This is a genomic window from Massilia luteola, from assembly GCF_034420155.1.
GTDB lineage: Bacteria > Pseudomonadota > Gammaproteobacteria > Burkholderiales > Burkholderiaceae_D > Telluria > Telluria luteola.
Window position 1 is genome coordinate 213,681 of record NZ_JAXOFN010000005.1, and the last position, 26,028, is coordinate 239,708.

At 64.6% G+C, this 26,028-nt stretch carries 25 protein-coding genes; 5 read left to right on the forward strand and 20 right to left on the reverse strand.

Features of this window, described 5'->3' with window-relative positions; translation table 11 throughout:
• Positions 1-59 precede the first annotated feature (59 nt).
• Positions 60-389, reverse strand: a complete 330-nt coding sequence (gene cyaY, locus U9J41_RS08810) for an iron donor protein CyaY (protein ID WP_322401837.1) — start codon at positions 387-389, stop codon at positions 60-62.
• A 41-nt stretch (positions 390-430) separates the two neighbouring features.
• Between cyaY and lptM the strand changes: the two genes are divergently transcribed.
• Both lptM and lysA read left to right on the forward strand, forming a co-directional pair.
• A complete protein-coding gene (lptM, locus tag U9J41_RS08815) occupies positions 431-706 on the forward strand; it encodes an LPS translocon maturation chaperone LptM (RefSeq protein ID WP_322401838.1) in 276 nt (91 codons plus the stop codon).
• Positions 707-717: 11 nt separating this feature from the next.
• Positions 718-1,995 carry a diaminopimelate decarboxylase gene (gene lysA / locus U9J41_RS08820; RefSeq protein ID WP_322401839.1) on the forward strand — a complete coding sequence of 426 codons (1,278 nt, stop codon included), beginning with the start codon at positions 718-720 and terminating at the stop codon, positions 1,993-1,995.
• Positions 1,996-2,296: 301 nt separating this feature from the next.
• Here lysA and U9J41_RS08825 read toward each other — a convergent pair whose 3' ends face one another.
• The 5 genes from U9J41_RS08825 to U9J41_RS08845 all read right to left on the reverse strand — a co-directional run bounded on the left by U9J41_RS08825 (position 2,297) and on the right by U9J41_RS08845 (position 8,186).
• Complete coding sequence (locus U9J41_RS08825; RefSeq protein ID WP_322401840.1) at positions 2,297-2,944, reverse strand: protein-methionine-sulfoxide reductase heme-binding subunit MsrQ; 648 nt, start codon at positions 2,942-2,944, stop codon at positions 2,297-2,299.
• Between the two features lie 11 nt (positions 2,945-2,955).
• A complete protein-coding gene (msrP, locus tag U9J41_RS08830; protein WP_322401841.1) occupies positions 2,956-3,933 on the reverse strand; it encodes a protein-methionine-sulfoxide reductase catalytic subunit MsrP in 978 nt (325 codons plus the stop codon).
• A 120-nt stretch (positions 3,934-4,053) separates the two neighbouring features.
• The gene (gene ccsB / locus U9J41_RS08835; RefSeq protein WP_322401842.1) at positions 4,054-5,229 is read right to left on the reverse strand and encodes a c-type cytochrome biogenesis protein CcsB; all 1,176 of its coding nucleotides are present in this window, start codon (positions 5,227-5,229) and stop codon (positions 4,054-4,056) included.
• A 32-nt stretch (positions 5,230-5,261) separates the two neighbouring features.
• A complete protein-coding gene (locus tag U9J41_RS08840) occupies positions 5,262-7,355 on the reverse strand; it encodes a cytochrome c biogenesis protein ResB (protein WP_322401843.1) in 2,094 nt (697 codons plus the stop codon).
• A 147-nt stretch (positions 7,356-7,502) separates the two neighbouring features.
• The gene (locus U9J41_RS08845) at positions 7,503-8,186 is read right to left on the reverse strand and encodes a c-type cytochrome (protein WP_322401844.1); all 684 of its coding nucleotides are present in this window, start codon (positions 8,184-8,186) and stop codon (positions 7,503-7,505) included.
• Between the two features lie 193 nt (positions 8,187-8,379).
• Between U9J41_RS08845 and yihA the strand changes: the two genes are divergently transcribed.
• Positions 8,380-9,084, forward strand: coding sequence for a ribosome biogenesis GTP-binding protein YihA/YsxC (gene yihA, locus U9J41_RS08850; protein ID WP_322401845.1), 705 nt, complete (start codon positions 8,380-8,382; stop codon positions 9,082-9,084).
• A gap of 24 nt (positions 9,085-9,108) precedes the next feature.
• A complete protein-coding gene (gene hemB, locus U9J41_RS08855) occupies positions 9,109-10,122 on the forward strand; it encodes a porphobilinogen synthase (RefSeq protein ID WP_322401846.1) in 1,014 nt (337 codons plus the stop codon).
• 178 nt (positions 10,123-10,300) lie between these two features.
• Here the strand turns inward: hemB and U9J41_RS08860 are convergent, their stop codons facing one another.
• The 5 genes from U9J41_RS08860 to U9J41_RS08880 form a co-directional block, all read right to left on the reverse strand.
• Positions 10,301-11,170, reverse strand: coding sequence for a hypothetical protein (locus tag U9J41_RS08860; protein WP_322401847.1), 870 nt, complete (start codon positions 11,168-11,170; stop codon positions 10,301-10,303).
• A gap of 269 nt (positions 11,171-11,439) precedes the next feature.
• The gene (locus tag U9J41_RS08865; RefSeq protein WP_322401848.1) at positions 11,440-14,556 is read right to left on the reverse strand and encodes an efflux RND transporter permease subunit; all 3,117 of its coding nucleotides are present in this window, start codon (positions 14,554-14,556) and stop codon (positions 11,440-11,442) included.
• Positions 14,557-14,559: 3 nt separating this feature from the next.
• Complete coding sequence (locus U9J41_RS08870; protein ID WP_322401849.1) at positions 14,560-15,726, reverse strand: efflux RND transporter periplasmic adaptor subunit; 1,167 nt, start codon at positions 15,724-15,726, stop codon at positions 14,560-14,562.
• 180 nt (positions 15,727-15,906) lie between these two features.
• Complete coding sequence (locus U9J41_RS08875) at positions 15,907-17,274, reverse strand: ATP-binding protein (protein WP_322401850.1); 1,368 nt, start codon at positions 17,272-17,274, stop codon at positions 15,907-15,909.
• On the reverse strand, positions 17,271-17,999 hold the full coding sequence (locus U9J41_RS08880; RefSeq protein WP_322401851.1) for a response regulator: 729 nt from the start codon (positions 17,997-17,999) through the stop codon (positions 17,271-17,273). Before U9J41_RS08880 ends, U9J41_RS08875 begins: the two co-directional genes overlap by 4 nt.
• A 227-nt stretch (positions 18,000-18,226) precedes the next feature.
• Between U9J41_RS08880 and U9J41_RS08885 the strand changes: the two genes are divergently transcribed.
• Positions 18,227-18,703 (forward strand): Spy/CpxP family protein refolding chaperone, encoded by a 477-nt coding sequence (locus U9J41_RS08885; RefSeq protein ID WP_322401852.1) that lies wholly within the window; start codon positions 18,227-18,229, stop codon positions 18,701-18,703.
• Between the two features lie 123 nt (positions 18,704-18,826).
• Here the strand turns inward: U9J41_RS08885 and dsbD are convergent, their stop codons facing one another.
• The 9 genes from dsbD to secY all read right to left on the reverse strand — a co-directional run bounded on the left by dsbD (position 18,827) and on the right by secY (position 26,003).
• A complete protein-coding gene (dsbD, locus tag U9J41_RS08890; protein ID WP_322401853.1) occupies positions 18,827-20,740 on the reverse strand; it encodes a protein-disulfide reductase DsbD in 1,914 nt (637 codons plus the stop codon).
• Positions 20,741-20,862: 122 nt separating this feature from the next.
• A complete protein-coding gene (gene rplQ, locus U9J41_RS08895; RefSeq protein ID WP_322401854.1) occupies positions 20,863-21,258 on the reverse strand; it encodes a 50S ribosomal protein L17 in 396 nt (131 codons plus the stop codon).
• Positions 21,259-21,379: 121 nt separating this feature from the next.
• Positions 21,380-22,357, reverse strand: a complete 978-nt coding sequence (locus tag U9J41_RS08900; protein ID WP_056449152.1) for a DNA-directed RNA polymerase subunit alpha — start codon at positions 22,355-22,357, stop codon at positions 21,380-21,382.
• A gap of 238 nt (positions 22,358-22,595) precedes the next feature.
• Positions 22,596-23,219 carry a 30S ribosomal protein S4 gene (gene rpsD / locus U9J41_RS08905; protein WP_056449155.1) on the reverse strand — a complete coding sequence of 208 codons (624 nt, stop codon included), beginning with the start codon at positions 23,217-23,219 and terminating at the stop codon, positions 22,596-22,598.
• A 245-nt stretch (positions 23,220-23,464) separates the two neighbouring features.
• The gene (gene rpsK, locus U9J41_RS08910) at positions 23,465-23,869 is read right to left on the reverse strand and encodes a 30S ribosomal protein S11 (RefSeq protein ID WP_036172227.1); all 405 of its coding nucleotides are present in this window, start codon (positions 23,867-23,869) and stop codon (positions 23,465-23,467) included.
• Between the two features lie 14 nt (positions 23,870-23,883).
• On the reverse strand, positions 23,884-24,249 hold the full coding sequence (gene rpsM, locus U9J41_RS08915; RefSeq protein ID WP_036240369.1) for a 30S ribosomal protein S13: 366 nt from the start codon (positions 24,247-24,249) through the stop codon (positions 23,884-23,886).
• A 16-nt stretch (positions 24,250-24,265) separates the two neighbouring features.
• Positions 24,266-24,379 carry a 50S ribosomal protein L36 gene (gene rpmJ / locus U9J41_RS08920; RefSeq protein WP_005663407.1) on the reverse strand — a complete coding sequence of 38 codons (114 nt, stop codon included), beginning with the start codon at positions 24,377-24,379 and terminating at the stop codon, positions 24,266-24,268.
• Positions 24,380-24,416: 37 nt separating this feature from the next.
• Positions 24,417-24,635 (reverse strand): translation initiation factor IF-1, encoded by a 219-nt coding sequence (gene infA / locus U9J41_RS08925; RefSeq protein ID WP_005663428.1) that lies wholly within the window; start codon positions 24,633-24,635, stop codon positions 24,417-24,419.
• A gap of 33 nt (positions 24,636-24,668) precedes the next feature.
• Complete coding sequence (secY, locus tag U9J41_RS08930; protein ID WP_322401855.1) at positions 24,669-26,003, reverse strand: preprotein translocase subunit SecY; 1,335 nt, start codon at positions 26,001-26,003, stop codon at positions 24,669-24,671.
• Between the last annotated feature and the right edge of the window lie 25 nt (positions 26,004-26,028).

Consider the following 26,028-nt stretch of genomic DNA (forward strand, 5'->3'; position numbering starts at 1 on the left):
CGCCCACCCTACGGCCGTAGGGTGGGCACCCCGTGCCCACCATGCGCACGCCGACGAATTCAACGCAACTTGACCGGGGCGCCGCCCTGCTCCGTGGCGAAATCGGACAACGACGTGAAGAACTCCGTGTCGTTGCGCGTATTGCGCCACTCATCGCCCACGCGCTTGTAATGGAAACCGCCGGCCCGCGCCGCGATCCACATTTCCTGCAGCGGCGCCTGGCTGTTGACGATGATCTTCGAGCCGTTGTCGACGAACTCGATCTCGAGGACGTTGCCGCTGCGCTTGCACTCGACGTCGACCACGTCCTGCTCGAACAGGCGGTCGAACGCGTGCTCGATCTCGTTCAGGGTGGACTCGGCCAGGGCCAAAAATTCGGATTCGGTCATGCTACACTCCAAGGTCTGCTAATCAAACCGTGATTCTAAACGTGAAGTCCCCATTTGCGCTCCTGACAAGCCTGGCGACCCTGATGGCGCTCTCGGCCTGCGGCCAGACCGGTCCGCTCACCATGCCCAAGCCGCCCGCCCGGATCCCCGCCGCGAACACCCACGCGGCCGCGACCGGCACCACCCAGAACACGGCCACGCCGGCCATCCAGATCTCGCCCCCGGCCCCCGCCGCCGGCGTGACGGTCCCCGCCGCCGGCTCGAACGCGAACAATACCGAGGCGCCCAACCTGCCGCCGCCGGCCACCCAACAGTAAGCACCGACTCCATGTCTCACTTCACCTATCAAGACGGCGTCCTGTACGCCGAACGCGTTCCCCTGTCCGCCATCGCCACGGAACACGGCACCCCGACCTACGTCTATTCCAAAGCCCAGCTGCTGGAAAACTTCGCCGGCTACGCGCGCCCGTGCGCGGGCCGCGATGCGCTGGTCTGCTATGCGATGAAGGCCAACTCCAACCTGGCCATCCTCGACCTGCTGGCGCGGCAAGGCGCCGGCTTCGACATCGTCTCGGGCGGTGAACTGCTGCGCGTGATCGCCGCCGGCGGCGACCCGGGCAAGGTGATCTTTTCGGGCGTGGGCAAGACCGCGGCCGAGATCGCGCTGGCGCTCGAGAAGGGCATCCTGTGCTTCAACGTCGAGTCGATCCCGGAACTGCACCGCATCAACGAAGTCGCCGGCCGCATGGGCAAGCGCGCGCCCGTCTCGCTGCGCGTGAACCCGAACGTCGACGCCAAGACCCATCCGTACATCGCGACCGGCCTCAAGGCCAGCAAGTTCGGCGTCGCGTTCTCGGACGCGCTGGCAACCTACCGCACGGCCGCGCAGCTGCCGCACCTGGACGTCGTCGGCATCGACTGCCATATCGGCTCGCAGCTGCTGGACGACGCCCCGCTGCTGGAAGCGCTGGACAAGCTGATCGAACTGATCGACACGCTGGCGAGCGAAGGCATCCACATTCACCACCTGGACGTGGGCGGCGGCCTGGGCATCGACTACGGCACGGGCGAGTCGTCGCCGGTGCCGATCGCCCACTACGTCGAGCGCGTGTTCGCGCGCGTGGATGCCTGGCGCGCCGAGAAGCACGGCGGCCGTCCGCTCAAGGTGATCTTCGAGCCGGGCCGTTCCATCGTCGGCAACACGGGCGTGCTGCTGATGTCCGTCGAGTTCCTCAAGCCGGGCGAGGAAAAGAATTTCTGCGTCGTCGACGCCGCGATGAACGACATGGCGCGCCCGACCCTGTACCAGGCCTGGATGGACGTCAAGCCGGTCGTGCAGCGCGACGGCGCGGCCGTCACGTACGACCTCGTCGGCCCGGTGTGCGAATCGGGCGACTGGCTCGCGCGCGACCGCGACCTGGCCGTCGAGCCGGGCGACGTGCTGGCCATGATGGCGGCCGGTGCGTACGGGTTCACGATGGCCTCGAACTACAACACGCGCGGGCGTGCGGCCGAGGTGCTCGTCGATGGCGACCAGGTGCATGTCATCCGGCGCCGCGAGAATCCGGCGGACCTGTTCGCGCTCGAAACGATCGTGAACGTCTGAAAACCGTCGCCCCCGCGCAGGCGGGGGCCCAATTTCTCACGCGTGGCGCTTGCGTGATGCGGGCGTGCGCGTGGGCACAGGGTGTCCACCCTACTCCCGTCCCCGTGACCGGTCATCCGGCCACATCTGCGCCGCACACGCGGCCGCCTGGTCATTCCAGCGGCCGCCGAGGTCGAGACACCGTTCGAGCACCCCATAGCGCGGCCGCCCCATGCCGAAAACGAGCGCGAGGGCCAGGACCACGACGATTACCAGCGCAAGGGGCCACTTCATGTCAGGCAGTATGCATCAGGGTCTCCGGTCACGATCGCACGGATGCAGGTGCAGGATGTTTCCCGGCGCGGGTTGACGTGCGGCCGAGGCTCCACCACACGCGCAGCAGCAGGAGCACGGCGACGACGCTGCCCCAGACGATGGGCTGCTCGAAGTTGTGCTTCCCCGCCTTCATCCACCAGTAGTGCAGGATCGCCAGCGGCGCGATCAGATAGATCAGCTTGTGCAGCCTGGCCCAGTTGCGGCCCAGGCGCTTGATCATCGCGTTCGTGCTCGTCGCGGCCAGCGGGATGAGCAGCACGAAGGCGGCGAAGCCCACCGTGATGAACGGCCGCTTGAGCACGTCCTTCCACATGGCGGCCACGTCGAAGAAATGGTCGAACCACAGGAAGGTCGTGAAATGCATGAACGCGTAGAAGAACGTATACAGGCCGATCATGCGCCGCAAGCGGACGAGCCAGTTCCAGCCCGTCAGGCGGCGCAGCGGCGTGACGGCGAGCGTGGCGCACAGCAGGTACAGGGCCCAGTCGCCGCTGCCGTGCGTGAGGAACTCGACGGGATCGACGGGCACGCCGGTCGCGGTCAGCCACGCCATGCGCAGGAACGGCAGCAGCGCCGCCAAGAACAGCACGGCTTTCAGCGCCTTGAACTGCTTCGGGGTCGGATTGAACGCCATGGCCGGCCCGCTCAGAAATACTTCTTGAGGTCCATGCCCGTGTACAGCGAGGCGACCTCGTTATAGCCGTTGAACATCAGCGTCTTGCGCTTGGGCGTGAACAGCCCGCCTTCGCCGATGCGCCGCTCCGACGCCTGCGACCAGCGCGGATGGTCGACGTTCGGATTCACGTTCGAATAAAACCCGTATTCCTCGGGCGCGATGCCGTTCCACGCCGTGCGCGGCTGGTCGCGCGTAAAACGGATCTTGACGATGGACTTGGCCGACTTGAAGCCGTATTTCCACGGCACGACGACGCGCACCGGCGCGCCGTTCTGGTTCGGCAGCACCTGCCCGTACATGCCGACCGTGAGCAGCGCGAGCGGATGCATGGCCTCGTCCATGCGCAGGCCTTCGATGTACGGCCACTCGAGCACGCGGCTCCTCACGCCCGGCATCTGGCTGCGATCGGCCAGGCTCGTGAATTCGATGTACTTGGCGTTGCCGGTCGGCTCGACCTGGCGGATGAGACTGGCCAGCGAATAGCCGACCCACGGGATCACCATCGACCAGCCCTCGACGCAGCGCAAGCGGTAGATGCGCTCTTCCAGCGGCGCCAGCTTGACCAGGCGGTCGAGGTCGAGGGTCATCGGCTTTTTCACCTCGCCTTCGATCTGCACGGTCCACGGCCGGGTGCGCAAGGTGTGCGCATTGGCGGCCGGGTCGGCCTTGTCGGTGCCGAATTCGTAGAAATTATTGTAGTGGGTGGCGTCCTCGAACGGCGTCTGCTTCTCGTTCGTCGAGAACGCGGGATTGCGCGTGGCCGGCAGCTTTTGCACGGTGCCTTGCGCGAAGGCTTCGCGATTGGCCATCTCCCACAGCGAGGAGCCGGCGACGGCCGTCGCCGCGACCCTGGCGAGGAAGGCGCGCCGGCCTTCATAGACCTCGCGTGGCGTGATTTCGGACGGGAACGGCAAATCGATGCCGTTCGGATTTTTTCTGATCAACATGGCGGCTCCGGCAGTAAATAGTGTTTCGCGCGACATATCAACGTTACACCATCTGCCGCCCCCGGGTCGTCCAGGCGGGCATTTGTTACCAAATGCCGCCTACCGACATAAACGGACATATTACAGCTTGCCGTACGAGTGCAACCCGGACAGGAACATGTTCACGCCAAGGAAGGCGAACGTCGTCACGACCAGGCCGATGAGGGCCCACCACGCCGCCGCGCGGCCGCGCAGGCCGGACATCAGGCGCATGTGCAGCCAGGCCGCGTAGTTCAGCCAGACGATCAGCGCCCATGTCTCTTTCGGGTCCCACGACCAGTAGCCGCCCCAGGCCTCGGCCGCCCACAGCGCGCCCAGGATCGTGGCGACGGTGAAGAACGCGAAGCCGACGGAGATGGCCTTGTACATCACGTCGTCCAGCACTTCCAGCGCCGGCAGGCGGTCGGCGAAGATGCCGTGCGACTTCAGCAGGTAGGCGGCGCCGACCATCGCCGCGAGCGAGAACGTGCCGTAGCCGATGAAGTTGGCGGGCACGTGGATCTTCATCCACCAGCTTTGCAGCGCGGGCACGAGCGGCTGGATCTCGGCGGCGTCGCGCGCCACCGTGTACCACAGCAGGAAGCCGACGGCGGCCGAGATCACGAGCAGCACGAACGGCCCCAGCTGGCGCGTTTTGTAGCGCTGTTCGTAGTACAGGTAGAACAGCGCCGTGATCATCGAGAACAGGATGAACACTTCGTACAGGTTCGACACGGGGATGTGCCCGACGTCCGCGCCGATCAGGTAGGACTCGTACCAGCGCACCATCATGCCGGTAAAGCCCAGCACGACGGCGGCCCAGCACAGCTTGGAGCCGACGCTGCCGCCGAACGGCGAACGCGTGAGCAGGCCGAGCCAGTAAAACGCGGTCGAGAACACGAACATCGCGCTCATCCACAGGATCGCGGACTGGCTCGACAGCATGTACTTGAGGAAGAATTTCTGGTTGGCGGCATCGAGCGAGCCGCCGTACAGCTGCACGGCCGACAGCGCCAGCAGGGCCACGAGGGGCATCAGCCAGCGCACCGGCTTGAAGGTCCAGCCGACGCAGGCGAACACGGGCGCGGCCAGCACGAGGATCCCCCGCTCGTAGACGTCCATGTAGGCGCCGAAGCGCTGCAGCGCGAACAGCGCGGCGGCCAGCAGGCCGGCGCCGAACAGCCAGTCGACGGCCGTCAGGCGCTTGAAGAAGCCGGGGGGCCGGGTGTATGCGCCGCGGTCCGGCGCGCCGGCATGCGATTGCGATGAAATATCCATGGATGTCTCCTTTGTTGCTAGCTTTTCGAAGCTTACGCCGATTGCGGCAATTTGTTCTTCAGGTCGTCGAATTCGCGCTCGAAATCGAGCGTCTTGCGTTGCGTGCTCATCGCCATCAGCGCGTGCGTGCCGCCGTCCGGCGCCGGCTTCACCCACACCCAGACGCGGCGCTCGCGGATATAAAACATCGAGAAGATGCCCAGCACCAGCAGCAGGCAGCCGACATACACCACCTTCTTGCCCGGCGAACGCGTCACCTGCAGCACGGAGGCCTTGACCTCCTTGAAATCGTCCAGCGCCAGGAACACGGGTGCGCCATAGAAAAAGCTGTCGGACAACGCATTCGTCGCCTGTTGCAGGAAGCGGCCGTGGGTCTCGGTCGGCGTCACGGGCGCCGCGCCGTCGCGCGCACGCGCAGCCTGCCACAGTTCCCACATGGCGCCGTTAAGCATCTTCATGAATACGGTCGCGGCCTTTTCCTGCTCGGCAGCGGGGATGCGCTCGAGGAATTTCGACACCGCGAGATAGCCGCCCTGGTTGCCGTCGCCGGCAAAGATCGCCAGCGTCTTGGCGGCCGATTCCCGCAACTGCGTGGCGAGGGTTCCGCTCGCATCGCCCGGCGGCAGCGCGCGCGCGGCGTAGCGGCGGGCGGCTTCCGCGCGCAGCGCCGGATCGGCGAGCGCGGCGCGCAGGCGCATCCATTCGCGCACGCCGTGCTCGTCGTCGGCCGGGATGCGCATGAAGCTGAACGGGTCGGACGGGTTGGCGCGCACGCCGGCCAGGAACACCTGGTGGCCTTCCAGCGTCACGGGCTGCATGTAGTTCAGGAATTCGCGCGCCTGTCCGGTCTTGTCGCGCAATTTGTATTGCACGCTGGGCCCGACGTTTTTTAATGCCTTGTTGCCGGCGTTCTTGGCGGCCGAGCCTGTGTGCTGGGACAAGGTCTGGGCAAACTGTTCCTCGAAACTCTTACCTTTCGCGACGGCGCGCGCGTCGTTGTTCTGGCTCGTGTTCTCGACGTTGAACGGCCGGAAGCCGGACCACTCGACGGCGTACGTGTCCGTGCCCTGCTTCAGTTCGGTCGACGTGCCGACCTCGCCATCGATGGCGAACGATTTGTCGCCCGTGCCCGTCATCGGCCAGCCCGTCAACTTGAGCTTGCTGCCGCCATCGTCGAAGCTGGACTGGTAGACGGCGACGCCGCGGTAGATCAGCGGCTGGTTGACCTTGATGGTGGCGGGGAACGTCTTGCCCGTCTCGTGGTCGCGGATCACGACTTCGCTGGCGAACAGCTTGGGCATGCCCGTCGTGTAGAAATCGATGATGAATTTTTTCAGTTCGATCGTGAACGGCAGGTCTTGCACGAGCACGCCGTCGGCCTGCTGGAGCAGTGCCGTGTCGCTGGCCTGGCCTTCGGGAATCATGGTGTTGCCGCGGAACGTGGGATTCCCGAGGCCGAGGCGGTGCTGCGGCGCGATGGCCGAGATCAGGCCCGTGCCGGCATACGGCGTCTTCCCCATGAACCATTCCTGGAAACGGATGGGCAGGCTCGAATCGAGCAGCCCGCCCAGCAGGATCACGATGATGGCCGTGTGCGCGAAGATGTAGCCGAACTTGTTGGCGGCGCCCTTTTTCGCGGCGACGAGCACGCCGCCCGGCTTGTCGACCATCTTCGTCCGGTAGCCGGCGTCGACGAGGCGGGAGGCGGTCTGCTGGGCCAGCGGGAGCATGTCCAGCGGCGCCGTCCATTCGGTCCGATGGTGGAAATTGCGCAGCGATTCCTCGCGCACGGCATCGCGCCAGCTGCGCATGTCGCGCAGGAATTTCGGCGCATTGCGCGCGATGCACAGGCTCGTCGAGACGATCAGGAAACCGAGGATCAGCAGGAACCACCAGGCCGAATAGACCGTGTACAGGCCGATCTTGCGGAACACCTCGAACCAGAACGGGCCGAACTGGTTCACGTAATCGGGCATCGCCCGGTCCTGCTGCATGATGGTGCCGATGATGGCGGCGATCGCGATCATCACCAGCAAGGTGATCGCGAAACGCATCGAGGACATCAATTCGACCGCTTCGGCCAGGCCGCGCCGGCGCGTTTTCAGTTCAATTCCGGTGGTGCTCATCGACTTTCACTCTAGATACAACATTCAACGAGGATACAACAAAAGGGCGCCCCGCTTGCACGGTCGCCCTTCCCTGTTGTTTCCGCCGGTTGTTTTAGTTTAGGCCGATTCGTCGGCTCGATTATCCGGGACCAGCAATACCAACCATTACTTCAGGCCGGCGATGTAATCCGCGACGGCTTTCATTTCATCGTCCGACAGGCGCTTGGCCAGCGTGGCCATCTGCGGGCTGTTGCTGCGCGCGCCGCTCTTGAACGCCTGCAGCTGCGTAACGGTGTAATCCTGGTGCTGCCCCGCCAGGCGCGGATACTGGACCGGCAGGCCCGCACCGGTGGCGCCGTGGCAGCTGGCGCAGGCGGCCACGCCGCGGTCCGCGATGCCGCCGCGATAGATCTTGCGGCCCAGTTCGAGCGTGTCCTTGTTGCGCGCGGCGCCCTGCTTGGGCTGCTGCGTGGCGAGGTAGGCGGCGATGTTTTTCTTTTCGTCGTCGGTCAACATCTTGGCATACGTCGTCATCACGGGCTGGTTGCGGGCCGGCGTCGTGAAGTCGACGAGCTGCTTGTGGAGGTATGTATCGATCTGGCCGGCCAGCCTGGGATTGGTGTTGATGGTCGAATTGCCGCCGGCGCCGTGGCAGGACGCGCAGGCCGGCAGGCCGCGGGCGTTGTCGCCGGTGTCGTAGAGGGAACCGCCCTTGGCCGGATCGGCCTTGGCGGCAGCCGGAGGCGCATGGGCCGCGTCCGCTGCAAGAGCGCTGCCCACGAGGACGAAACTGGCCAGCAAGGACTTCACGATCGCCGCGCATGCGGCCGGTTGGAACACACGATTCATTCAAGCACCCTGAAAAAGTCAAAGATAATCAGGATCCGGAGATCCTTCTTGCAGTTGCAGTGCAGCGGTCATGCTCGTGCTCCCGCGCCGATGGTCCATCCTTCAGGCTCGCCGACGACAGGTAACTCCCTATTGTACAATAGCCTTTGTTTCCTGCCCTCACCTCCGTTGTCTTTTTCGCTTCACTTCCCTCATGTCCAAACTCTGGCAAGCCCGTTTCTTCACGACCGTCAACCAGTTGCGGGATCTTCCCAAGACACAGGTGCCGGAAATCGCCTTCGCCGGCCGGTCCAATGCGGGCAAATCGACGGCGATTAATATCCTGACGAACCAGAAGGGCCTCGCGTTCGCCTCGAAGACGCCCGGCCGCACGCAGCACATCAATTTCTTTTCGATTGGCGGCGCCCACGTCGCCATGCACCGCAAGGACGCGACCAACGTCGAGGAGATCCGCGGCCTGCTCGTCGACTTGCCGGGCTATGGCTACGCGGAAGTCTCGGGCGACGCCAAGCTGCATTGGCAAAGGCTGCTGGGCGACTACGTGCAGCGCCGCGAACAGCTGGCCGCGCTCGTCCTGATCATGGACTCGCGCCGCCCGTTCACCGAGCTCGACATCCAGATGCTGGAATGGTTCGCCCCGACGGGCAAGCCGATCCACTGCATCCTCACGAAAGTGGACAAGCTCAACCGCAACGAGTCCGTCAACGTCCTGCGCCAGGCGCGGCAGGTGCTGGACAGCTATGTCGACGAGGACGGCAACGGCTTTCCGTTCACCGTCCAGCTGTTCTCGGCGCTCAAGCGCGTCGGCATCGACGAAGCCAACGACAAGATCATCGAACTGCTCGGCCTGGACGACGACCCGGATGCGGATGCCGGCCAGGCCGGCGCCGACGAATAATTTGCTACGACCGCAGGATTAGACATGCCGATCATCACGCCTTCGCAATACCCCGCCGTGCGCATGCGCCGCATGCGCCGCGACCCGTTCTCGCGCGCCCTGATGCGCGAAAACGTCGTCACGCCATCCGACCTGATCTACCCCGTGTTCATCCTCGACGGCCAGAACCAGCGCCAGCAGGTGGCGTCGATGCCGGGCGTGGAACGCGTGTCCGTCGACCTGCTGCTGAAAGTGGCCGAGGAAGCCGTCGCGCTGGGCATTCCCGTGCTCGCGCTGTTCCCCGTCGTCGACGCGGCGCTGAAGACGTATGACGGCATCGAAGCGACGAATCCGGACGGCCTCGTGCCGCGCGCCGTGCGCGAGCTGAAGCGCCATTTCCCGCAACTGGGCATCATGACGGACGTCGCCCTCGACCCGTACACGACCCACGGCCAGGACGGCCTGCCGGACGAGAACGGCTACATCGTCAACGAGAAGACGATCGCCATGCTGACGCGCCAGGCGCTGGCCCAGGCCGAGGCCGGCGTCGACATCGTGGCGCCGTCGGACATGATGGACGGCCGCATCGGCGCGATCCGCATCGCGCTGGAAGAGAAGGAATTCATCCACACGCGCATCATGGCGTACTCGGCCAAGTACGCGTCGGGCTACTACGGTCCGTTCCGCGAGGCCGTCGGCTCGGCCGCCAACCTGGGCAAGGCCGACAAGAACACCTACCAGATGGACCCGGCCAACAGCGATGAGGCCCTGCGCGAAGTGGCGCTGGACATCGCCGAAGGCGCCGACATGGTGATGGTCAAGCCGGGCATGCCCTACCTGGACGTCGTGCGCCGCGTGAAGGACGAGTTCAAGGTGCCGACGTTCGCCTACCAGGTCAGCGGCGAGTACGCGATGCTGCAGGCGGCGTTCCAGAACGGCTGGCTCGATCCGGACAAGGTCATCATGGAGACGATGATGTCGTTCAAGCGCGCCGGCGCGGATGGGGTACTCACCTATTTCGCGATGGACGTGGCGCGGCGGTTGAAGGCCGCCGCGTAAAACAAACACCGCGCCGAGGCGCGGTTTTTTGTTGGTTAGCCATGTTGAATTCGCGGTATGCCGTAGGGCGGGCTCCCCGGGCCCGCGCGTGACGTTCGCGGTTTATCGGCTTTACGCGCGGGCACACGGTGCCCACCCTACGATTCGCCGGTTGCTGTATGGTGGGCTCGGTGCCCGATCACCGCGGCGGTTTGTATTCCGGGAACATTTCCTTGAACAGGAAATTCGTCAGCTCCTGCGTATCCTGCGGCCGCGCCGACAGCGTGACGACGCGGTTCAGGCGATGCGATTCCCACTCGAAGTCGCCGCTTTTTTCCTTGCGGATCAGCTCGATCATCTTCTTGACGATCGCCGTCTCGATGTCCGGCTCGCTGCCGCGCTCGACCGTCACGGCCGTCAGCCAGCGGCGCTTGAAGTTCGGGTTCCAGCCGCGGAATTTCAGGTCGGCCGTGCTGAAGGTCTTGTTCGTGACGCTGAACACGCCGCCCGTCTCGTTCGGATCCTGGCCACCGCGGCCGTTGATGGCGGCGATGTTGGCGAGCGCGTTGCGGTTGCCGCGCGCCGCTTCGCTTTCCTCGGCCTGGTCGGTCTGGGCCGGCGCGCCGCGGCGCTTGCGCTGGGCGTCGATATAGGCCTGCATGTCGACTTCCTGCGGCGGCGCCTTGTCTTCCTTGGTCGGCTGCGGCTTTTCCTCGACCGGCTTTTCGTGGGGCAAGGTGATCGTGTTCGGCAGGCGCTGCACGTGCGTCACACGCGGCGGGGTCGGCTTCGATGCGGCCGCCTTCGCGGTCTTCTTGGGCGCCTGCTCGGTCGGCTTGGCCGCCGGCTTGTTCGGTTTTAATGGCGGCAGCCAGACGATGGCTTCGCCGGCCTTGGGCGGCGCATGGCGTTCCGTCTTGGGCTGGAACAGCCAGATGGCCACGAGCAGCAGGTGCAGCGCGATCGTGATCGCGATACCGATGCGGTTCGGTCCCTTTTGTCCGTAGATGACCACTTTCCGTCCAGGCAGCGGCTGGCCGCAATGTATGCAGACATCGCTGTCTTCCATCGGCATATGGGAATGGTCACGCAAGATAATGAACGCCCCTGGACAGGAGCCAGTTAAAAGATATTGACGAGGCGCAGTCTAACCCGTTTGGTTTCCCTGCGCACGCGCTGTTAAGCATCTGTAATGAGCTTACAAGCTGGGTAGATTAATGGTTGTTACAGTGTGTATCAACCTTGCGCTGTGGAATCGCCCGATGTGAAACGGATTACGGCCTTATTTCACATCATCCGTTTCGCCGCCGTTCCCGCGCAGGCGGGAACGGCGAGAACTCAGGCCACCTTGCTGAGGACGGCCTTGCGCCCGTGCTCCATCTCGACGAGCTGCGTATCGGTCATCGGACCGCTGCCGCTGTATTTGTCGAGGTACAGGTAGATCACGGGCGTGATGTACAGCGTGATCACCTGGGAGAAGATCAGGCCCCCGCACACGGCCAGGCCCAGCGGCTGGCGCAGCTCGGCGCCGGCGCCCAGGCCCAGGGCGATCGGCAGCGCACCCATCAGTGCGGCCAGGGTCGTCATCACGATCGGGCGGAAGCGCAGGATGCAGGCTTCGCGGATCGCCTGGTCCGGCGTCATGCCCCGATTGCGCTGGGCGTCGAGGGCGAAGTCGATCATCATGATCGCGTTCTTCTTGACGATGCCGATCAGCATCAGGATGCCGATGATGGCGATCATCGTCAGGTCGAGATTAAACAGGCGCAAGGTCAGCAGCGCCCCCACCGCGGCGGACGGCAGGCCGGCCAGGATCGTGATCGGGTGGATAAAACTTTCGTACAGCACACCCAGCAGCACGTAGATCACGCCGACGGCCGCCACGATCAGGATCAGCTGGCTCGACTGCGAACTCTGGAACACGGCCGCGTCGCCGCCATATTTCGTGATGATGGACGCGGGCAGCTTCATGTCGCGGCCCATCTGTTCGATGGCGGCGGTGGCGGCGCCGAGCGGCGCGTCCGGCGCCAGGTTGAACGACAGCGTGATCGCCTGCAGCTGGCCCTGGTGGTTGACGGCGATGGGGCCGACGGTGCGCTTGACGGTGGCCACGCTGGACAGCTGCACGAGCTGGCCCGTCTTGCTGCGCACGGACAGGCGCGACAGCGCGTCCTCGAACTGGCGGTCCTCGTTCGCCGTTTCCAGGATCACGTAATAGCTGGCCGCGCTCGAGTAGATCGTCGACACCTGGCGCTCGCCGAACGCCGCGTACAGCGCCGTGCGGATGTCGCCCAGCTGCACGCCCAGCAGGTTGGCCTTGTCGCGGTCGATGTCGAGCTTGGCCTGCAGGCCCTTGTCCTGCGTATCGCTCGTCACGTCGCGGAACATGGGGTTGTTGCGCATGCGCTCCATGTACTCGTTGGCCCACTGGCTGATGTCGGCGCCCGACACGCTCTGCAAGGTGTACTGGTAACGGCTCTTGCTCTGGCGGCCGCCCAGCTGCAGGTTCTGCACCGGCGCCATGTAGACGTTCACGCCGGCGACATTCCGCAGCGACTTGCGCAGGCGGTCGACCACCTGCGGCATCTTGTCGCGCTCGGCGCGCGGCTTGAGCACGATGAACATGCGGCCGTTGTTGCCGCCGCTCGAGAACGACGTGACGTCCTGCACGGCCGGATCGTCCTGGATCACCTGCGCCACCTTGGTCTGCAGGACGACCATCGCGGACGACGAGATGTCCTCGGCCGCTTCCGTCGTGACGCGCAGCTGGCCGATGTCTTCCTCGGGGAAGAAACCTTTCGGGATGGTCGTGTACAGCACGACGGTCAGCGCGAACGTGCCGAACGCGACCATCAGGACGACGAACCGGTGCCTCAGCGCGACGTCGAGGGTCCTTTCGTAGGCGTTGCGCACGATCGTGAACGCGGCCTCGAAGTGGCGGCCGATGAAGCTTTTTTCTTCCGTGTGGCCGTGGCCGTGCGCCGGGAGCAGGCGCGACGCCAGCATCGGCACGAGCGTCAGCGACACGGCGGCCGACACGAGGATCGCGAGGCCGACGATCACGGCGAATTCGTGGAACAGCAAGCCGATCACGCCCGGCATGAAGAAGATCGGGATGAACACGGCGACGAGCGACACGGAAATCGACACGATCGTGAACCCCATCTCGCGCGAGCCGTCGAGCGCGGCGCGCATCGGCTTTTTCCCCATCTCGATGTGGCGCACGATGTTTTCCAGCACCACGATGGCATCGTCGACGACGAGGCCCACGGCGAGCGTGATGCCCAGCAGGGAAATATTGTCGATGCTGTAGCCGAGCCAGAACAACAGGCTGAGGGCGCCCAGCAGCGAAATCGGCATCGTGACGGCCGGGATGAACGTGGCCGACGCGCGGTGCAGGAACAGGAAGATCACGAGCACGACGAGACCCACCGTCAGCGCCAGCGTGAAGTTGACGTCGTGGATCGCCTCGCGGATCGAGCGGGAGCGGTCGTTGACGAGGTTGATCTTGATGGACGCCGGCAGCTGCGACTGGAAGCGCGGCAGCAGGCGGCGCACGCCGTCGACCACCGCGACCGTGTTGGCGTCCGGCTGGCGCTGCACGAGCAGCACGATGGCGCGCTCGCCGTTGTAGGCGCCGAAGGCCCGGGTCGACTGGTAGCTGTCCTCGACGGTGGCGACGTCCTTCAGGCGCACCGGCAGGTTGTCGCGCGTGGCGACGATCAGGTTCTCGAAATCGGCCGCCTTCATCATCTGTGGCGGGCCCTGGATGGTCAGGGTCTGCTGCGGACCGTCGAGGATGCCCAGCGCGGAATTCGAGTTCGCCGAGCGCAGCGCGGTCGCCAGTTCGTCCATCGTGATGTTGCGCGCATTCATGAGGTCGGTCTTCGCGCGCACGCGCACGGCGAATCGCTTGCCGCCATGGACCAGCACCTGGGCGACGCCCGGCAACGTCGAGATGGCCGGCGACACGAGGTTCTCGGCGTAGTCGTTCAGGTCGGACAGGTTCATCGACGGCGACGTCATCGTCATGAACAGCACGGGCGCGTCGGCCGGGTTGACCTTGCGGTACGACGGCATCGTCGTCATTTCCTGCGGCAGCTGGCGCTGGGCTGCGAGCAGCGCGGCCTGGACGTCGACGGCGGCGGCGTTGACGTCGATCGACGGATCGAATTCCAGCGTGAGCGACGTGTTGCCCTGCGTGCTCGTCGACGTGATCAGGTTGATGCCGGCGATGGTCGAGAACTGTTTTTCGAGCGGCAGCGCGACGGAGGACGCCATCGTCTCGGGGCTGGCGCCGTCCAGGTTGGCGTTGACGTTGATGACGGGCGTGTTATAGCTGGGCAGCGCCGCCACGGGGATATGGGAATACGCCAGGATGCCGACCAGGATCAGGCTGATCGACAGCAGCACGACCATCACGGGCCGGCGGATGCACAGTTCTGACAGATTCATGGATCAGCCCTTGTCGGCGACGTGGACGCTCTTGCCCTTGCCGAGCTCGGACGCCAGGCGCACCTTGGCGCCGGGACGCACGTTCTGCTTGCCGTCGGTAATGATCTGCTCGCTGCCGGCGAGACCGCTGACGGCAGCAATGAGGCCGGCGCCGTACACGCGCTGCACGGGCACGAGGCGCGCGGAATGGTCTTTCTCCAGCGCGTACACGAACGTGCCCTGGGCATTGGTGATGATGGCGTTCTCCGGGATCACGACGGCATTCTTCAGCGTCCGCACGACGACCTTCGTGTTCACGTACTGGCCGGGCCACAAGGTCGTTTCGCGATTGTCGAACTCGGCCTTCACCTTGATCGTGCCGGCCGTCGGGTCGACCGTGTTGTCGACGAAGCTCAGCTGGCCCTTGACCGGCGCCAGGCCGGCGCCCGGCAGGGCCTCCACGTCGACCTTGCCGCGCTTCTGGGCCGCCAGCAGCGCCGGCAGGCTGGTTTCCGGCAAGGTGAACGCGACGGTGATCGGGTCCAGCTGGGTGATCGTCGTGAGCGACGTCGCCGGCTGCACGAGGCTGCCCGGATAGACGTTGATGCCGCCCACCCGGCCGGCCATCGGCGCGCGGATCGCCGTGTAGCTGGTCGTGACGCTGCTCGCGCGCGCCGCCGCGGCGTCGGCCTGCAAGGTGGCGCGGGCCTGGTCGACCTGGGCGCGCAAGGTGTCGACGGCGCTCTGGGCAATGAAATGCTGGGCGAACAAATCCTGGCTGCGCTTGAACTGGCGTTCGAGGTCGGCCAGCGACGCGCGGTCGCGCGCGACCTGGGCCTGTGCCTTGTCGAGGTTCGCGCGGTCCTCGCGGTCGTCGAGCGAGAACATCAGTTCGCCCTGTTTGACGAACTGCCCTTCCTTGATGTGGACCTGGCGGATGGTGGCCGTCGTCTGCGGGTGCAGGTCGACGGTGCGGATCGGCGTGACGGTGCCGTTGGCCTGCTGCACGACGGCCACGTCCTGGCGCTGCGGCGCCGCCACGTTGACGATGGCCGGCGGCTGCGCGCCCTTCCCCTTGCCGCCCGCGGCGGCCCCGTCGGCATGCGAATCCGATCCATGGTTCATGGCCCACGTCCCGGCGCCGACGGCAACGACGATGCCGCCGATGATCGCGATATTTTTGCTTTTCATTCCATTCCCTGTGCCGCAGTTGGGCGGCCGATCTCTTTTAGCCCTGCGCCGCCGACGGGCGGCCGGATCTCTTTTGTATTTATGCGATGAGGATGACGTCGGCCGTACAGGCCCAGTCTCCGGCAAGGATTGTCCCACACGGGTGTAACAGCATTGTTTCTGCGCGTGCGATTTTTTGGATTACTTGCCTGGGTAATATTCCGGCAACATCAGGGTCGCTTCCAGCCCGCCTTCCGGGTGATTGGCCAGGCTGATGCTGCCGCCGTGCTGCTCGGCGATGTTGCGGGCGATGGTCAGGCCCAGGCCCGTCCCGCCCGATTCGCGCGAACGCGACGTTTCCACCCGATAGAACGGATCGAACACGCGCGCCAGCTCGACGCCCGGGATGCCGGGGCCGGCGTCGCGGACGCGGATGCGCGCGGCGCCGTTGATGCGGTCGACGCTGACCTTGGCCGCGTGGCCGTACTTGACGGCGTTGTCGATCAGGTTGACGAGGCAGCGGCGCAAGTCCATCGGCCGCCCCAGCAACGCCATGCCGGCATGGCCGGACAAGGTCACGCGCTGGCGGCTCTCGGCCGCGTCGGCGCAGACGGAATCCAGCAGCGAGTCGAGGTCCAGCAGCTGCATGGCTTCGTTCGTGTCCATGCTGCGCGCCAGGTCGAGGCCTTCGCGCACCATCGCCTGCATCGCCGACAGGTCGCCGATCAGGCGTTCCTGCAATTCCGGCTCGCTGACTTTTTCAAGGCGCAGGCGCATGCGCGTGAGCGGCGTCTGCAGGTCGTGCGTGATCGCGGCCAGCATCTGCGTGCGCTGGAAGATGTACTGGCGGATGCGCGCCTGCATCGCGTTGAAGGCGGCGCTGGCCTGGCGGATCTCGTCGGCACCGGTGAGGTCGAGCGGCGGGTGGTTGATGTCGTTGCCGAGGTCCTTGGCCGCCTGCGCCAGCTGCTTCAGCGGCCGCGTCGTCATCCGTGCCACGAGGTAGGCGAGGAAGGCGACGCTGACGAGGAAGATCGCGATGGTCCACGTGTAGTTCGTGCGCTGGGGCGACGTGGCCGAGCGCGGCGGCAGCACGGACAGCACGAGCTCGTCGCCGTCGCGCAGGCGCACGCTGATGCTCTCGCACGTGCCGCGCCATTTCATGCGCATCAGGCCGAACACGACGGGCTGGTCGCGCGCCGTCGCGCACGCGGCCGGGCGCGCGGCCAGGGAGCGCATCACATAACCTTTCCCCATGCGGCCGGCCAGGGCCTGGGTGAATTCGGTATTGGCCGGGGCCAGCACGGCCGGGTGGATGTCGACGTCGACGAGCTGCATGCCGGGACGGTTGGCCACGTCCAGATAGGCTTTGCGCGCGGATTCGGGGACGATCTCGGTGGCCATGATCAACTGCTCGGCGCGGTCGAGCATGTGCAGGTCGCGGAACTCGTCGATGACGCGCTGGCGCTCGGCGTCGGCCAGCAGCTGCGTCAGCGCGGCCGTGAGCAGGATGCCCAGCAGCAGGGTGGCAAACACGCGGCCCGTCATCGAGCCGAGGAACGCTCTCACGTGCTCGGCTCCACCGTGACCTGCCCGGCCAGCACATAGCCGCCGTTGCGGACGGTCTTGATGATCTGGGGCATGCGCGCGTCCTCGCCCAGCTTCTGGCGCAGGCGGCTGATCTGGATATCGATCGAACGATCGAACGGATCGGCGTCGCGGCCCTGCGTGAGGTTCAGCAGCTGGTCGCGGTTGAGCACGCGGTTCGGATGTTCCAGGAACACGCGCAGCAGGCGGAATTCGGCGCCCGACAGCATGATGATCACGCCCTGCGGATTGACGAGGTGGCGGGCGGTGAGGTCGAGCGTCCAGCCCGAGAACTTCATCTGCTGGACGTTCTCGGCCTGCGAGGCCGGTGGCATTGCGTGGCTGCGGCGCAGCACGCTGCGGATGCGCGCGAGCAGCTCGCGCGGCTCGAACGGTTTCGGCAGGTAGTCGTCGGCCCCCATCTCCAGGCCGAGAATGCGGTCCAGCGGCTCGCTGCGGGCGGTCAGCATGATGACGGGCATGGTCGAATGCGCGCGCAGCTTGCGGCACAGCGTGAGGCCGTCGTCGCCGGGCAGGTTCAGGTCGAGCACGATCAGGTCCGGACGCGACTCGTCCAGCAGTTTCCACATGGCGGTACCGTCGGCCGCGGCAAGCGCGCGGTAGCCGTTCGCCTCCAGGTAGTCGGCCAGCAGCGAGCGGATGTCGCGGTCGTCGTCGACGATCAGGATGGTAGATGGATTGTCCATGGCGTCATTATCGCGACTTGGCGCGACCCTGAACAGCAACTTTGTATCGGCTTGTATATGGATCTGATAGGGAAACAAATTGATACAAAGAACGAGAGAGCGGAAACGCTGCGCTTACAACTCGGGGCCATGATGAACACCATGCGAAGACGACGCGATAGACGCCGATCGGAGCACGATGACAACGTTTGGCCGTTTGTCAATTTACCCCCTGACTAGGATACGAGATGAAAACCTATCGCAAACACCTGATTACTGCCCTGTCCGCGCTGACCCTCGGCGCCTGCGCCCTGGGCGCCCACGCACAAACGACGGAGCAGGCCGCGGCACCCGTCCACCACCGCATGCAACATCAGAAGCCGACGCCGGAACAGCGCGCCCAGTTCCGGGCGCAGCGCATCGCCAGGCTGCACGACGCGCTCAAGATCACGCCGGCGCAGGAAAACACGTGGAACGCCTTCGTCGCGTCGATGCAGCCTCCGGCACGCCGACAGCACGACCGCGCCGCCTGGGCCAACCTGACGGCGCCGGAACGCATGGCGAAGATGATCGATATGCAGAAGCAGCGCACGGCCGCCCTCGAGCAGCGCCAGGGTGCCCTCGACACGTTTTATTCGGTCCTGAGCACGGACCAGAAGAAGACGTTCGACGAGAAGGCCGCGCGCTTCGGCCACGGGCACGGCCACGGCATGCGCCGCGGCTGATCGGTAGGGTGGGCATTTGAGGCCGGGGGCCTCAAATGAAACGTGCCCACGCGGCGATACGCGCCGTTCGAGATGCCGTCCCGTGCCCGCTAACGTCGAGTGCGTGGGCGGAGGCCGCCCACCCTACCGTAACCTGGCCAGCGAGCCGAGGAATTTGTTCGTGTCCTGATAGCCGATCACCCGGCTATCGGGAATCTCGGTGCCCCGCTTGTCGAACATGATGATCCCCGGCGGCCCGAACAGGCCGAAACGCTTGAGCATCGCCCGGTCGTCCGCATCGTTGGCCGTCACATCGACCTGCAGCAGTACCGTATTCGCCAGCCGCGCCTTGACGGCCGGGTCGACGAAGGTCAGCTTTTCCATCTCCTTGCACGACACGCACCAGTCCGCATAAAAATCCAGCAGCGCCGTGCGGTTGCCCGTCGCGGCCAGGGCGGCGTCGAGCTGGGCCACGGTCTTGATGCGCGTGAACGCGAGCGGCCGCGCCGGCACGCCGCCCGTGAAGCGGGCCAGCGGCGCAACCGGATCGCGCGCGCCGCTGGCCGCGCCCACCAGCTGGACCGCGCCGAGCACGACCCATGCCGCGCCGAGGGCCGGCCCGGCCCAATGCCCGTTTTTGCCGAGACCGCGCAGCAGATAAAAGCCGTAGCCCAGCAGCAGCGCGGCCCACAGCAGCATCTGCGCGAGGCCCGGCAGCACGGGCGCGGCCATCCACAAGGCCATCGCCAGCATCAGCACGCCGAAGAAACGCTTCACGGCCTCCATCCACATGCCGGCACGCGGCAGCAGCGAGCCGGCCGACACGCCGACGAGCAGCAGCGGAATGCTCATGCCGATCGCCATCGCGAACAGGGCGGCGCCGCCGATGACGACGTCGCGCGTCTGGCTGATGTACACGAGCGCGCCCGCGAGCGGCGCGGCCACGCACGGGCCGACGATCAGCGCGGAGATGGCGCCCATCACGAACACGCCGGCCAGCTTGCCGGACGCCTGGCGGCCGGAAGCGCTGGACAGGCGGGTCTGCAGCGCGGCCGGCACCTGCAACTGGAACACGCCGAACATCGACAGCGACATCGCGGCGATCAACAAGGCGAAGCTCGACAGCACCCACGGATTCTGCAGCGCGGCCGCGAGACCTTCTCCGACGAGGCCGGCGGCGACGCCGAGCGCCGTGTAGACGATCGCCATCCCGAGCGAATATGCGAGCGACAGCACGAAGCCGCGCGAGCGGTGCACCTGTCCGCCCTCCCCCACGATGATCGACGACAGGATCGGCACCATCGGCAGCACGCAAGGCGTGAACGCGAGGCCCAGGCCCAGCAGGATGAAGGCGGGAATGATGGCGAGCAGGCGGCCGCCCTGCAGCAGAGCGGCGATGCCCGACAGCTCGGATGGCGCGCCGCGCGCGGGCGCGGGCGCGACGGGCTGCGGGGCCGGTGCCGCTACGGCTGCGGCTACCGATGCCGATGCCGACGCTGCGGGCGTATCCACCTGCGGCGCCGGCTGGGCGGCCTTGCCGGGGAATGCGAAGGTGCTCTGGCCCGGCGGCAGCGACTGCCCCGGCGCGACGCTCATCTGCGGTCCGCCGCCGCCGCCCGGCGCGAGCTGGATGGACGTGTCCTGCGGCGGATAGCACAGGCCCTTGTCGGCGCAGCCCTGGCCGCTCGCGTTCAGCGTGAACGGGCCCGCGGCCTCGACGGGGATGCGGATCTCGACGCCGTTGTGATAGGTCTCGACGTTCTTCTGGAACGTGTCGTCGAACTTGACCTTGCCGGGCGGGATCGCGGGCGCGCCCAGCTTCGCGCCGTTCGCGCTGAAGTGGAAGCGCTCGCGGTACATGTAGTAGCCGTCGGCGATCGCATAGTTCACGACGATCGTGTGCGCGTCCGCCATGTGCGCGGAAAACTTGAATGCCTGTTCGGGCGGCAGGAAATCGTCGTCCGCGTGGGCGACGGGGACGAAGGCGAAGCACGCCAGCAGCAGCGTGCACAGCGTGGCCAGCAGGCGTGCGGCGGACGAGGAGGAGAATCGGGACATGGGTCGGAAGATTGGTTCAACGCATCAGCATGGTACACCGGGTGCGCATCGGCTGCAGGCCTTCGACAGCCGAAAAAAAACCAGGCGCAACGGCCTGGTTTTTCATGAACGCGGAGTAGCGATTACTCTGCGGTCGGCGCGTCGTCAGCCGAGGTGACTTCCGGACGGTCGACCAGCTCGACGAACGCCATCGGTGCGTTGTCGCCAACGCGGAAGCCCATCTTCAGGATGCGGATGTAGCCGCCCGGACGCGCGTTGTAGCGCGGGCCGATTTCGGCGAACAGCTTCTGGACGATTTCGCGGTCGCGCAGGCGGGCGAATGCCAGGCGCTTGTTGGCCAGGGTGTCGCTCTTGCCCAGGGTGATGATCGGCTCGACAACTTTGCGCAGTTCCTTGGCTTTCGGAACGGTGGTCTTGATCGCTTCGTGACGCAGCAGCGAAACGGTCATGTTGCGCAGCATGGCGAGGCGGTGGGACGAAGTACGGTTCAGCTTGCGAAGGCCGTGACGGTGACGCATGGTATTTCCTTTCGAGTGTTTTAAATCCAGTTCTTCGATCGTTCACGCGCTAAAGGCGTGACCGCGGACCGGTTCTAGGTTGAAAACTGCCCGGGCAACATTGCCCAGGCAGGTGGTGCAATTACTTTTCCAGACCTGCGGGCGGCCAGTTCTCCAGCTTCATGCCCAGGGTCAGACCACGGGAAGCCAGGACTTCCTTGATCTCGTTCAGCGACTTGCGGCCGAGGTTCGGCGTCTTCAGCAGTTCGTTTTCCGAACGCTGGATCAGGTCGCCGATGTAATAGATGTTCTCGGCCTTCAGGCAGTTTGCCGAACGGACGGTCAGCTCCAGGTCGTCCACCGGACGCAGCAGGATCGGATCGACCAGCGGTGCACGCGACGGTGCTTCCGCGGCGGCTTCCGTGCCTTCCAGGGCGGCGAACACGTTCAGCTGGTCGACGAGGACGCGGGCCGACTGGCGGATCGCTTCTTCCGGCGTGATGACGCCGTTGGTCTCGATGTTGATGATCAGCTTGTCCAGGTCGGTACGCTGCTCGACGCGGGCCGATTCCACGGCATACGACACGCGGCGGACCGGCGAGAACGATGCGTCCAGGATGATGCGGCCGATGGTCTTGTTCGTGTCTTCCGACAGGCGGCGCACGTTACCCGGCACATAGCCGCGGCCTTTTTCGACCTTGATCTGCATGTCCAGCTTGCCGCCGGCGGTCAGATGGGCGATCACGTGATCCGGGTTGATCAGTTCCACGTCATGCGGCAGATCGATGTCCGAAGCCAGGACCGGGCCTTCGCCTTCCTTTTTCAGGGTCAGCGTCACGGAGTCACGGTTGTGCACCTTGAACACGACGCCCTTCAGGTTCAGCAGCAGGTCGACGACGTCTTCCTGCACACCGTCCAGCGACGAGTACTCGTGCACGACGCCGGCGATCGTCACTTCGGTCGGCGCGTAGCCGATCATCGACGACAGCAGGACGCGACGCAGCGCGTTACCCAGCGTGTGGCCATAACCACGTTCGAACGGTTCCATCACGACTTTTGCGTGGCCGGCGCCGAGCGTTTCGACATCGATAATACGTGGCTTCAACAAACTATTTTGCATGAGTGTCCTCTTCAATACCCTCGGCTCGTTACACCGATAAGGCTGATGGCATCAGTAGAAACGCCTGCTTCTTCGAGCAGGCGGTACGGCGAATCCGGTGAGGCGCGACGGCAGAAAAACCGTCGTTCCCGCGGAGGCGGGAACCCAAGTTTGCGAGCGTTACGTCAGCTAACACAGAACTCGGATCCCCGCCCTGCGCGGGGTGACAAATGGAGCGGCGCGCCGCTCCATTTGTCAATTAACGCGAGTACAGTTCGACGATCAGCGCTTCGTTGACGTCGGCAGCGATCTCGTTACGCTCCGGGTACGAACGGAAGGTTGCTTCCATCTTCTTGGCGTCGACCGACACCCAGCTCGGGAAACCAACCTGCTCGGCCAGCGACAGGGCTTCGAGGATACGGGTCTGCTTCTTGGCCTTTTCGCGGACGGCGATGACGTCGCCGGTCTTGACCTGGTACGAAGCGATGTTCACGACGTTGCCGTTCACGGTCAGGGCCTTGTGGCTGACCAGCTGGCGCGCTTCGGAACGGGTCGAGCCGAAGCCCATGCGGTAGACAACGTTGTCCAGACGCGATTCCAGCAGCTTCAGCAGGGTCTCGCCGGTGTTGCCCTTGCGGCGCGACGCTTCGGCGAAGTAGCGGCGGAACTGACGCTCCAGCACGCCGTAGATACGCTTGACCTTCTGCTTTTCACGCAGCTGGTTGCCGTAGTCCGACGTACGCTGGCCCGACTTGACGCCGTGCTGGCCTGGCTTGACGTCCAGTTTGCACTTCGAATCGAGCGAGCGGCGTGCGCTCTTCAGGAACAGGTCGGTGCCTTCACGGCGCGACAGTTTTGCTTTAGGTCCGATATAACGTGCCACGTTAAACTTCCTTTATTTTGATGATCACGCCCCGGATGCGATTCGATCGACGTTCGCAACAGGCGCTAGTCCGATTCTTCGATGAGACCGGACGTGGCTTACAAAATACCCCGGGCCGGGACGGCCCAAGGCGACAATAGCCGGGCAGTATAACCCATTTCGGGGTTAACTGCACCGGCGATTCTTGACACCACGGCGTGTGGCGTACCGATACCGCGACAGGCGGCAAAGCCGCCCTGGCAGTATTAGATACGACGACGCTTCGGCGGACGGCAGCCGTTGTGCGGCACCGGCGTCACGTCCTGGATTTCGGTGATCTTGATACCCAGGTTGTTCAGCGCGCGCACAGCCGACTCACGGCCCGGGCCCGGGCCCTTGATACGCACTTCCAGGTTCTTCACGCCGTATTCCTGAGCAACCTTGCCAGCCGCTTCAGCTGCGACCTGCGCCGCGAACGGGGTCGATTTACGCGAACCCTTGAAGCCTGCGCCGCCGGACGTCGCCCACGACAGGGCATTGCCCTGACGATCGGTGATCGTGATGATGGTGTTGTTGAACGATGCGTGGACGTGTGCGATGCCTTCCGCGACGTTCTTCTTGACTTTCTTGCGGATGCGGGCTGCAGCCGCCGAGCTTTGTTGCTTAGCCATGGTCAGTTCCTAGATTATTTCTTGAGCGATTGAGCTGCTTTGCGCGGGCCCTTGCGGGTACGCGCATTCGTACGGGTGCGCTGGCCGCGGACCGGCAGGCCCTTGCGGTGACGCATACCGCGGTAGCAACCCAGATCCATCAGGCGCTTGATGCTCATGGACAGCTCACGGCGCAGGTCGCCCTCGACGACGAACTTGCCGACTGCGTCACGCAGCTTTTCCAGTTCGTTGTCGTCCAGGTCCTTGACCTTCTTGTTGGTCGCAACGCCGGTCGATTCGCAGATCTGCTTCGAGCGGGTACGGCCGATGCCATAGATTGCCGTCAGGCCGATGACGGTGTGCTGATGATTGGGGACGTTGACCCCTGCAATACGTGCCATTCGTTATTCCTCGAAATTAACCTTGACGCTGCTTGTGACGCGGCTCGACGCAGATCACACGGACCACGCCCTTGCGCTTGATGATCTTGCAGTTGCGGCAGATCCGCTTGACTGAAGCGTTAACTTTCATTTTGCACTCTCTTCCAGATTCGATAACTTGATTAGTTTTACTTGGTGCGGAACACGATGCGGGCCCGGGACAAGTCGTAAGGGGTCAGTTCCACCGTTACCTTGTCACCCGGAAGAATGCGGATGTAATTCATCCGCATTTTACCCGAGATATGTCCAAGCACCACGTGCCCGTTTTCCAGCTTTACGCGAAAGGTCGCGTTCGGGAGATTCTCCAGAATCTCCCCCTGCATTTGGATGACGTCGTCTTTTGCCATTCGGTCTATTCACTCCTGGGGGGCGCCAGCCGCTCAACGCGACGGGATACCGCCTTTGAAATTAGCCTTGCGCAGCAGCGACTCATATTGCTGCGACATGACGTAGTTCTGCACCTGCGCCATGAAATCCATCGTGACGACCACGATGATCAGGAGCGAGGTTCCGCCAAAATAGAAAGGTACTTTCCACTGGCTTTGCAGGAACTCCGGCAAAAGGCATACCAGCGTGATATAGACCGCACCGGCCAGGGTCAGGCGCATCAGGATCTTGTCGATGTAGCGCGCGGTCTGCTCGCCCGGACGAATGCCCGGTACAAACGCGCCGCTCTTCTTCAAGTTGTCCGCCGTTTCCTTGCTGTTGAATACCAGCGCCGTATAGAAGAAGCAGAAGAACACGATTGCCACCGCATACAATAACGCGTGGATCGGTTCGCCCGGGCTCAACGAGGCGGCGAGGTCTTTCAGGAACCCGATGAACGGATTCGTGACGTCCTTGCCTTTCGTGAACCAGTCGACGATCGTGGCCGGGAACAGGATGATCGACGAAGCGAAGATCGGCGGGATCACACCCGACATGTTCAGCTTCAGCGGCAGGTGGCTGGTCTGGCCACCATAGATCTTGTTACCGACCTGGCGTTTCGCGTAATTCACCAGGATCTTGCGCTGGCCACGTTCGACGAACACGACCGCGTAAGTCACCAGAGCTACCAGAATCACGATGATGATTGCGGAGAAGCTGCCGATCGAACCGTTCGACACCAGGGTGAACAAGCTACCCAGTGCGTTCGGCAGACCCGCTGCGATACCGGCAAAAATGATGATCGAGATACCGTTGCCAAGGCCACGTTCGGTGATCTGCTCACCCAGCCACATGAGGAACATGGTGCCGGTCAACAGGGTCACGACGGTCACGAAGCGGAAAGCCATGCCTGGATCGATCACGAGGCCTTGCTGCGCCTCGAGCGCGACGGCGATGCCGAACGCCTGGAACAACGCCAGCACGACCGTGAAGTAACGGGTGTACTGGGTGATCTTGCGGCGGCCGGACTCGCCCTCTTTCTTCAGTGCCTCCATCTGCGGCGAGACGATCGACACCAGCTGCATGATGATCGAAGCCGAAATGTAAGGCGTGATGCCAAGAGCGAACACGGCAAAGCGGGACAGGGCCCCGCCCGAGAACATGTTGAACATGCCCAGGATGCCGCCCTCGTTCTGCTTGAACAGCTGGGCCATGGCGATCGGGTCAATCCCGGGGACCGGGATGTGAGCTCCGATACGATACACGACCAACGCGCCAAGCAAGAACCACAACCGACCCCAGGGGAAGCCGGAAGCAGCACTTTTACCAAGTTGTGAATTAGTCGCCAATTTTTGCTCCGATCAGGCAGCGGCC

Bases quoted from the DNA above. Each gene is read 5' to 3' on its own strand.
- msrP (WP_322401841.1), bottom strand. From the start codon at position 3,933: ATGTTGATCAGAAAAAATCCGAACGGCATCGATTTGCCGTTCCCGTCC.
- U9J41_RS08900 (WP_056449152.1), bottom strand. From the start codon at position 22,357: ATGCAAAATAGTTTGTTGAAGCCACGTATTATCGATGTCGAAACGCTC.
- cyaY (WP_322401837.1), bottom strand. From the start codon at position 389: ATGACCGAATCCGAATTTTTGGCCCTGGCCGAGTCCACCCTGAACGAG.
- U9J41_RS08865 (WP_322401848.1), bottom strand. From the start codon at position 14,556: ATGAATCTGTCAGAACTGTGCATCCGCCGGCCCGTGATGGTCGTGCTG.
- U9J41_RS08845 (WP_322401844.1), bottom strand. From the start codon at position 8,186: ATGAATCGTGTGTTCCAACCGGCCGCATGCGCGGCGATCGTGAAGTCC.
- rpsM (WP_036240369.1), bottom strand. From the start codon at position 24,249: ATGGCACGTATTGCAGGGGTCAACGTCCCCAATCATCAGCACACCGTC.
- infA (WP_005663428.1), bottom strand. From the start codon at position 24,635: ATGGCAAAAGACGACGTCATCCAAATGCAGGGGGAGATTCTGGAGAAT.
- U9J41_RS08825 (WP_322401840.1), bottom strand. From the start codon at position 2,944: ATGGCGTTCAATCCGACCCCGAAGCAGTTCAAGGCGCTGAAAGCCGTG.
- U9J41_RS08880 (WP_322401851.1), bottom strand. From the start codon at position 17,999: ATGGACAATCCATCTACCATCCTGATCGTCGACGACGACCGCGACATC.
- U9J41_RS08870 (WP_322401849.1), bottom strand. From the start codon at position 15,726: ATGAAAAGCAAAAATATCGCGATCATCGGCGGCATCGTCGTTGCCGTC.
- U9J41_RS08860 (WP_322401847.1), bottom strand. From the start codon at position 11,170: ATGGAAGACAGCGATGTCTGCATACATTGCGGCCAGCCGCTGCCTGGA.
- U9J41_RS08885 (WP_322401852.1), top strand. From the start codon at position 18,227: ATGAAAACCTATCGCAAACACCTGATTACTGCCCTGTCCGCGCTGACC.
- rplQ (WP_322401854.1), bottom strand. From the start codon at position 21,258: ATGCGTCACCGTCACGGCCTTCGCAAGCTGAACCGTACTTCGTCCCAC.
- rpsK (WP_036172227.1), bottom strand. From the start codon at position 23,869: ATGGCTAAGCAACAAAGCTCGGCGGCTGCAGCCCGCATCCGCAAGAAA.
- hemB (WP_322401846.1), top strand. From the start codon at position 9,109: ATGCCGATCATCACGCCTTCGCAATACCCCGCCGTGCGCATGCGCCGC.
- ccsB (WP_322401842.1), bottom strand. From the start codon at position 5,229: ATGGATATTTCATCGCAATCGCATGCCGGCGCGCCGGACCGCGGCGCA.
- U9J41_RS08840 (WP_322401843.1), bottom strand. From the start codon at position 7,355: ATGAGCACCACCGGAATTGAACTGAAAACGCGCCGGCGCGGCCTGGCC.
- dsbD (WP_322401853.1), bottom strand. From the start codon at position 20,740: ATGTCCCGATTCTCCTCCTCGTCCGCCGCACGCCTGCTGGCCACGCTG.
- rpmJ (WP_005663407.1), bottom strand. From the start codon at position 24,379: ATGAAAGTTAACGCTTCAGTCAAGCGGATCTGCCGCAACTGCAAGATC.
- yihA (WP_322401845.1), top strand. From the start codon at position 8,380: ATGTCCAAACTCTGGCAAGCCCGTTTCTTCACGACCGTCAACCAGTTG.
- lysA (WP_322401839.1), top strand. From the start codon at position 718: ATGTCTCACTTCACCTATCAAGACGGCGTCCTGTACGCCGAACGCGTT.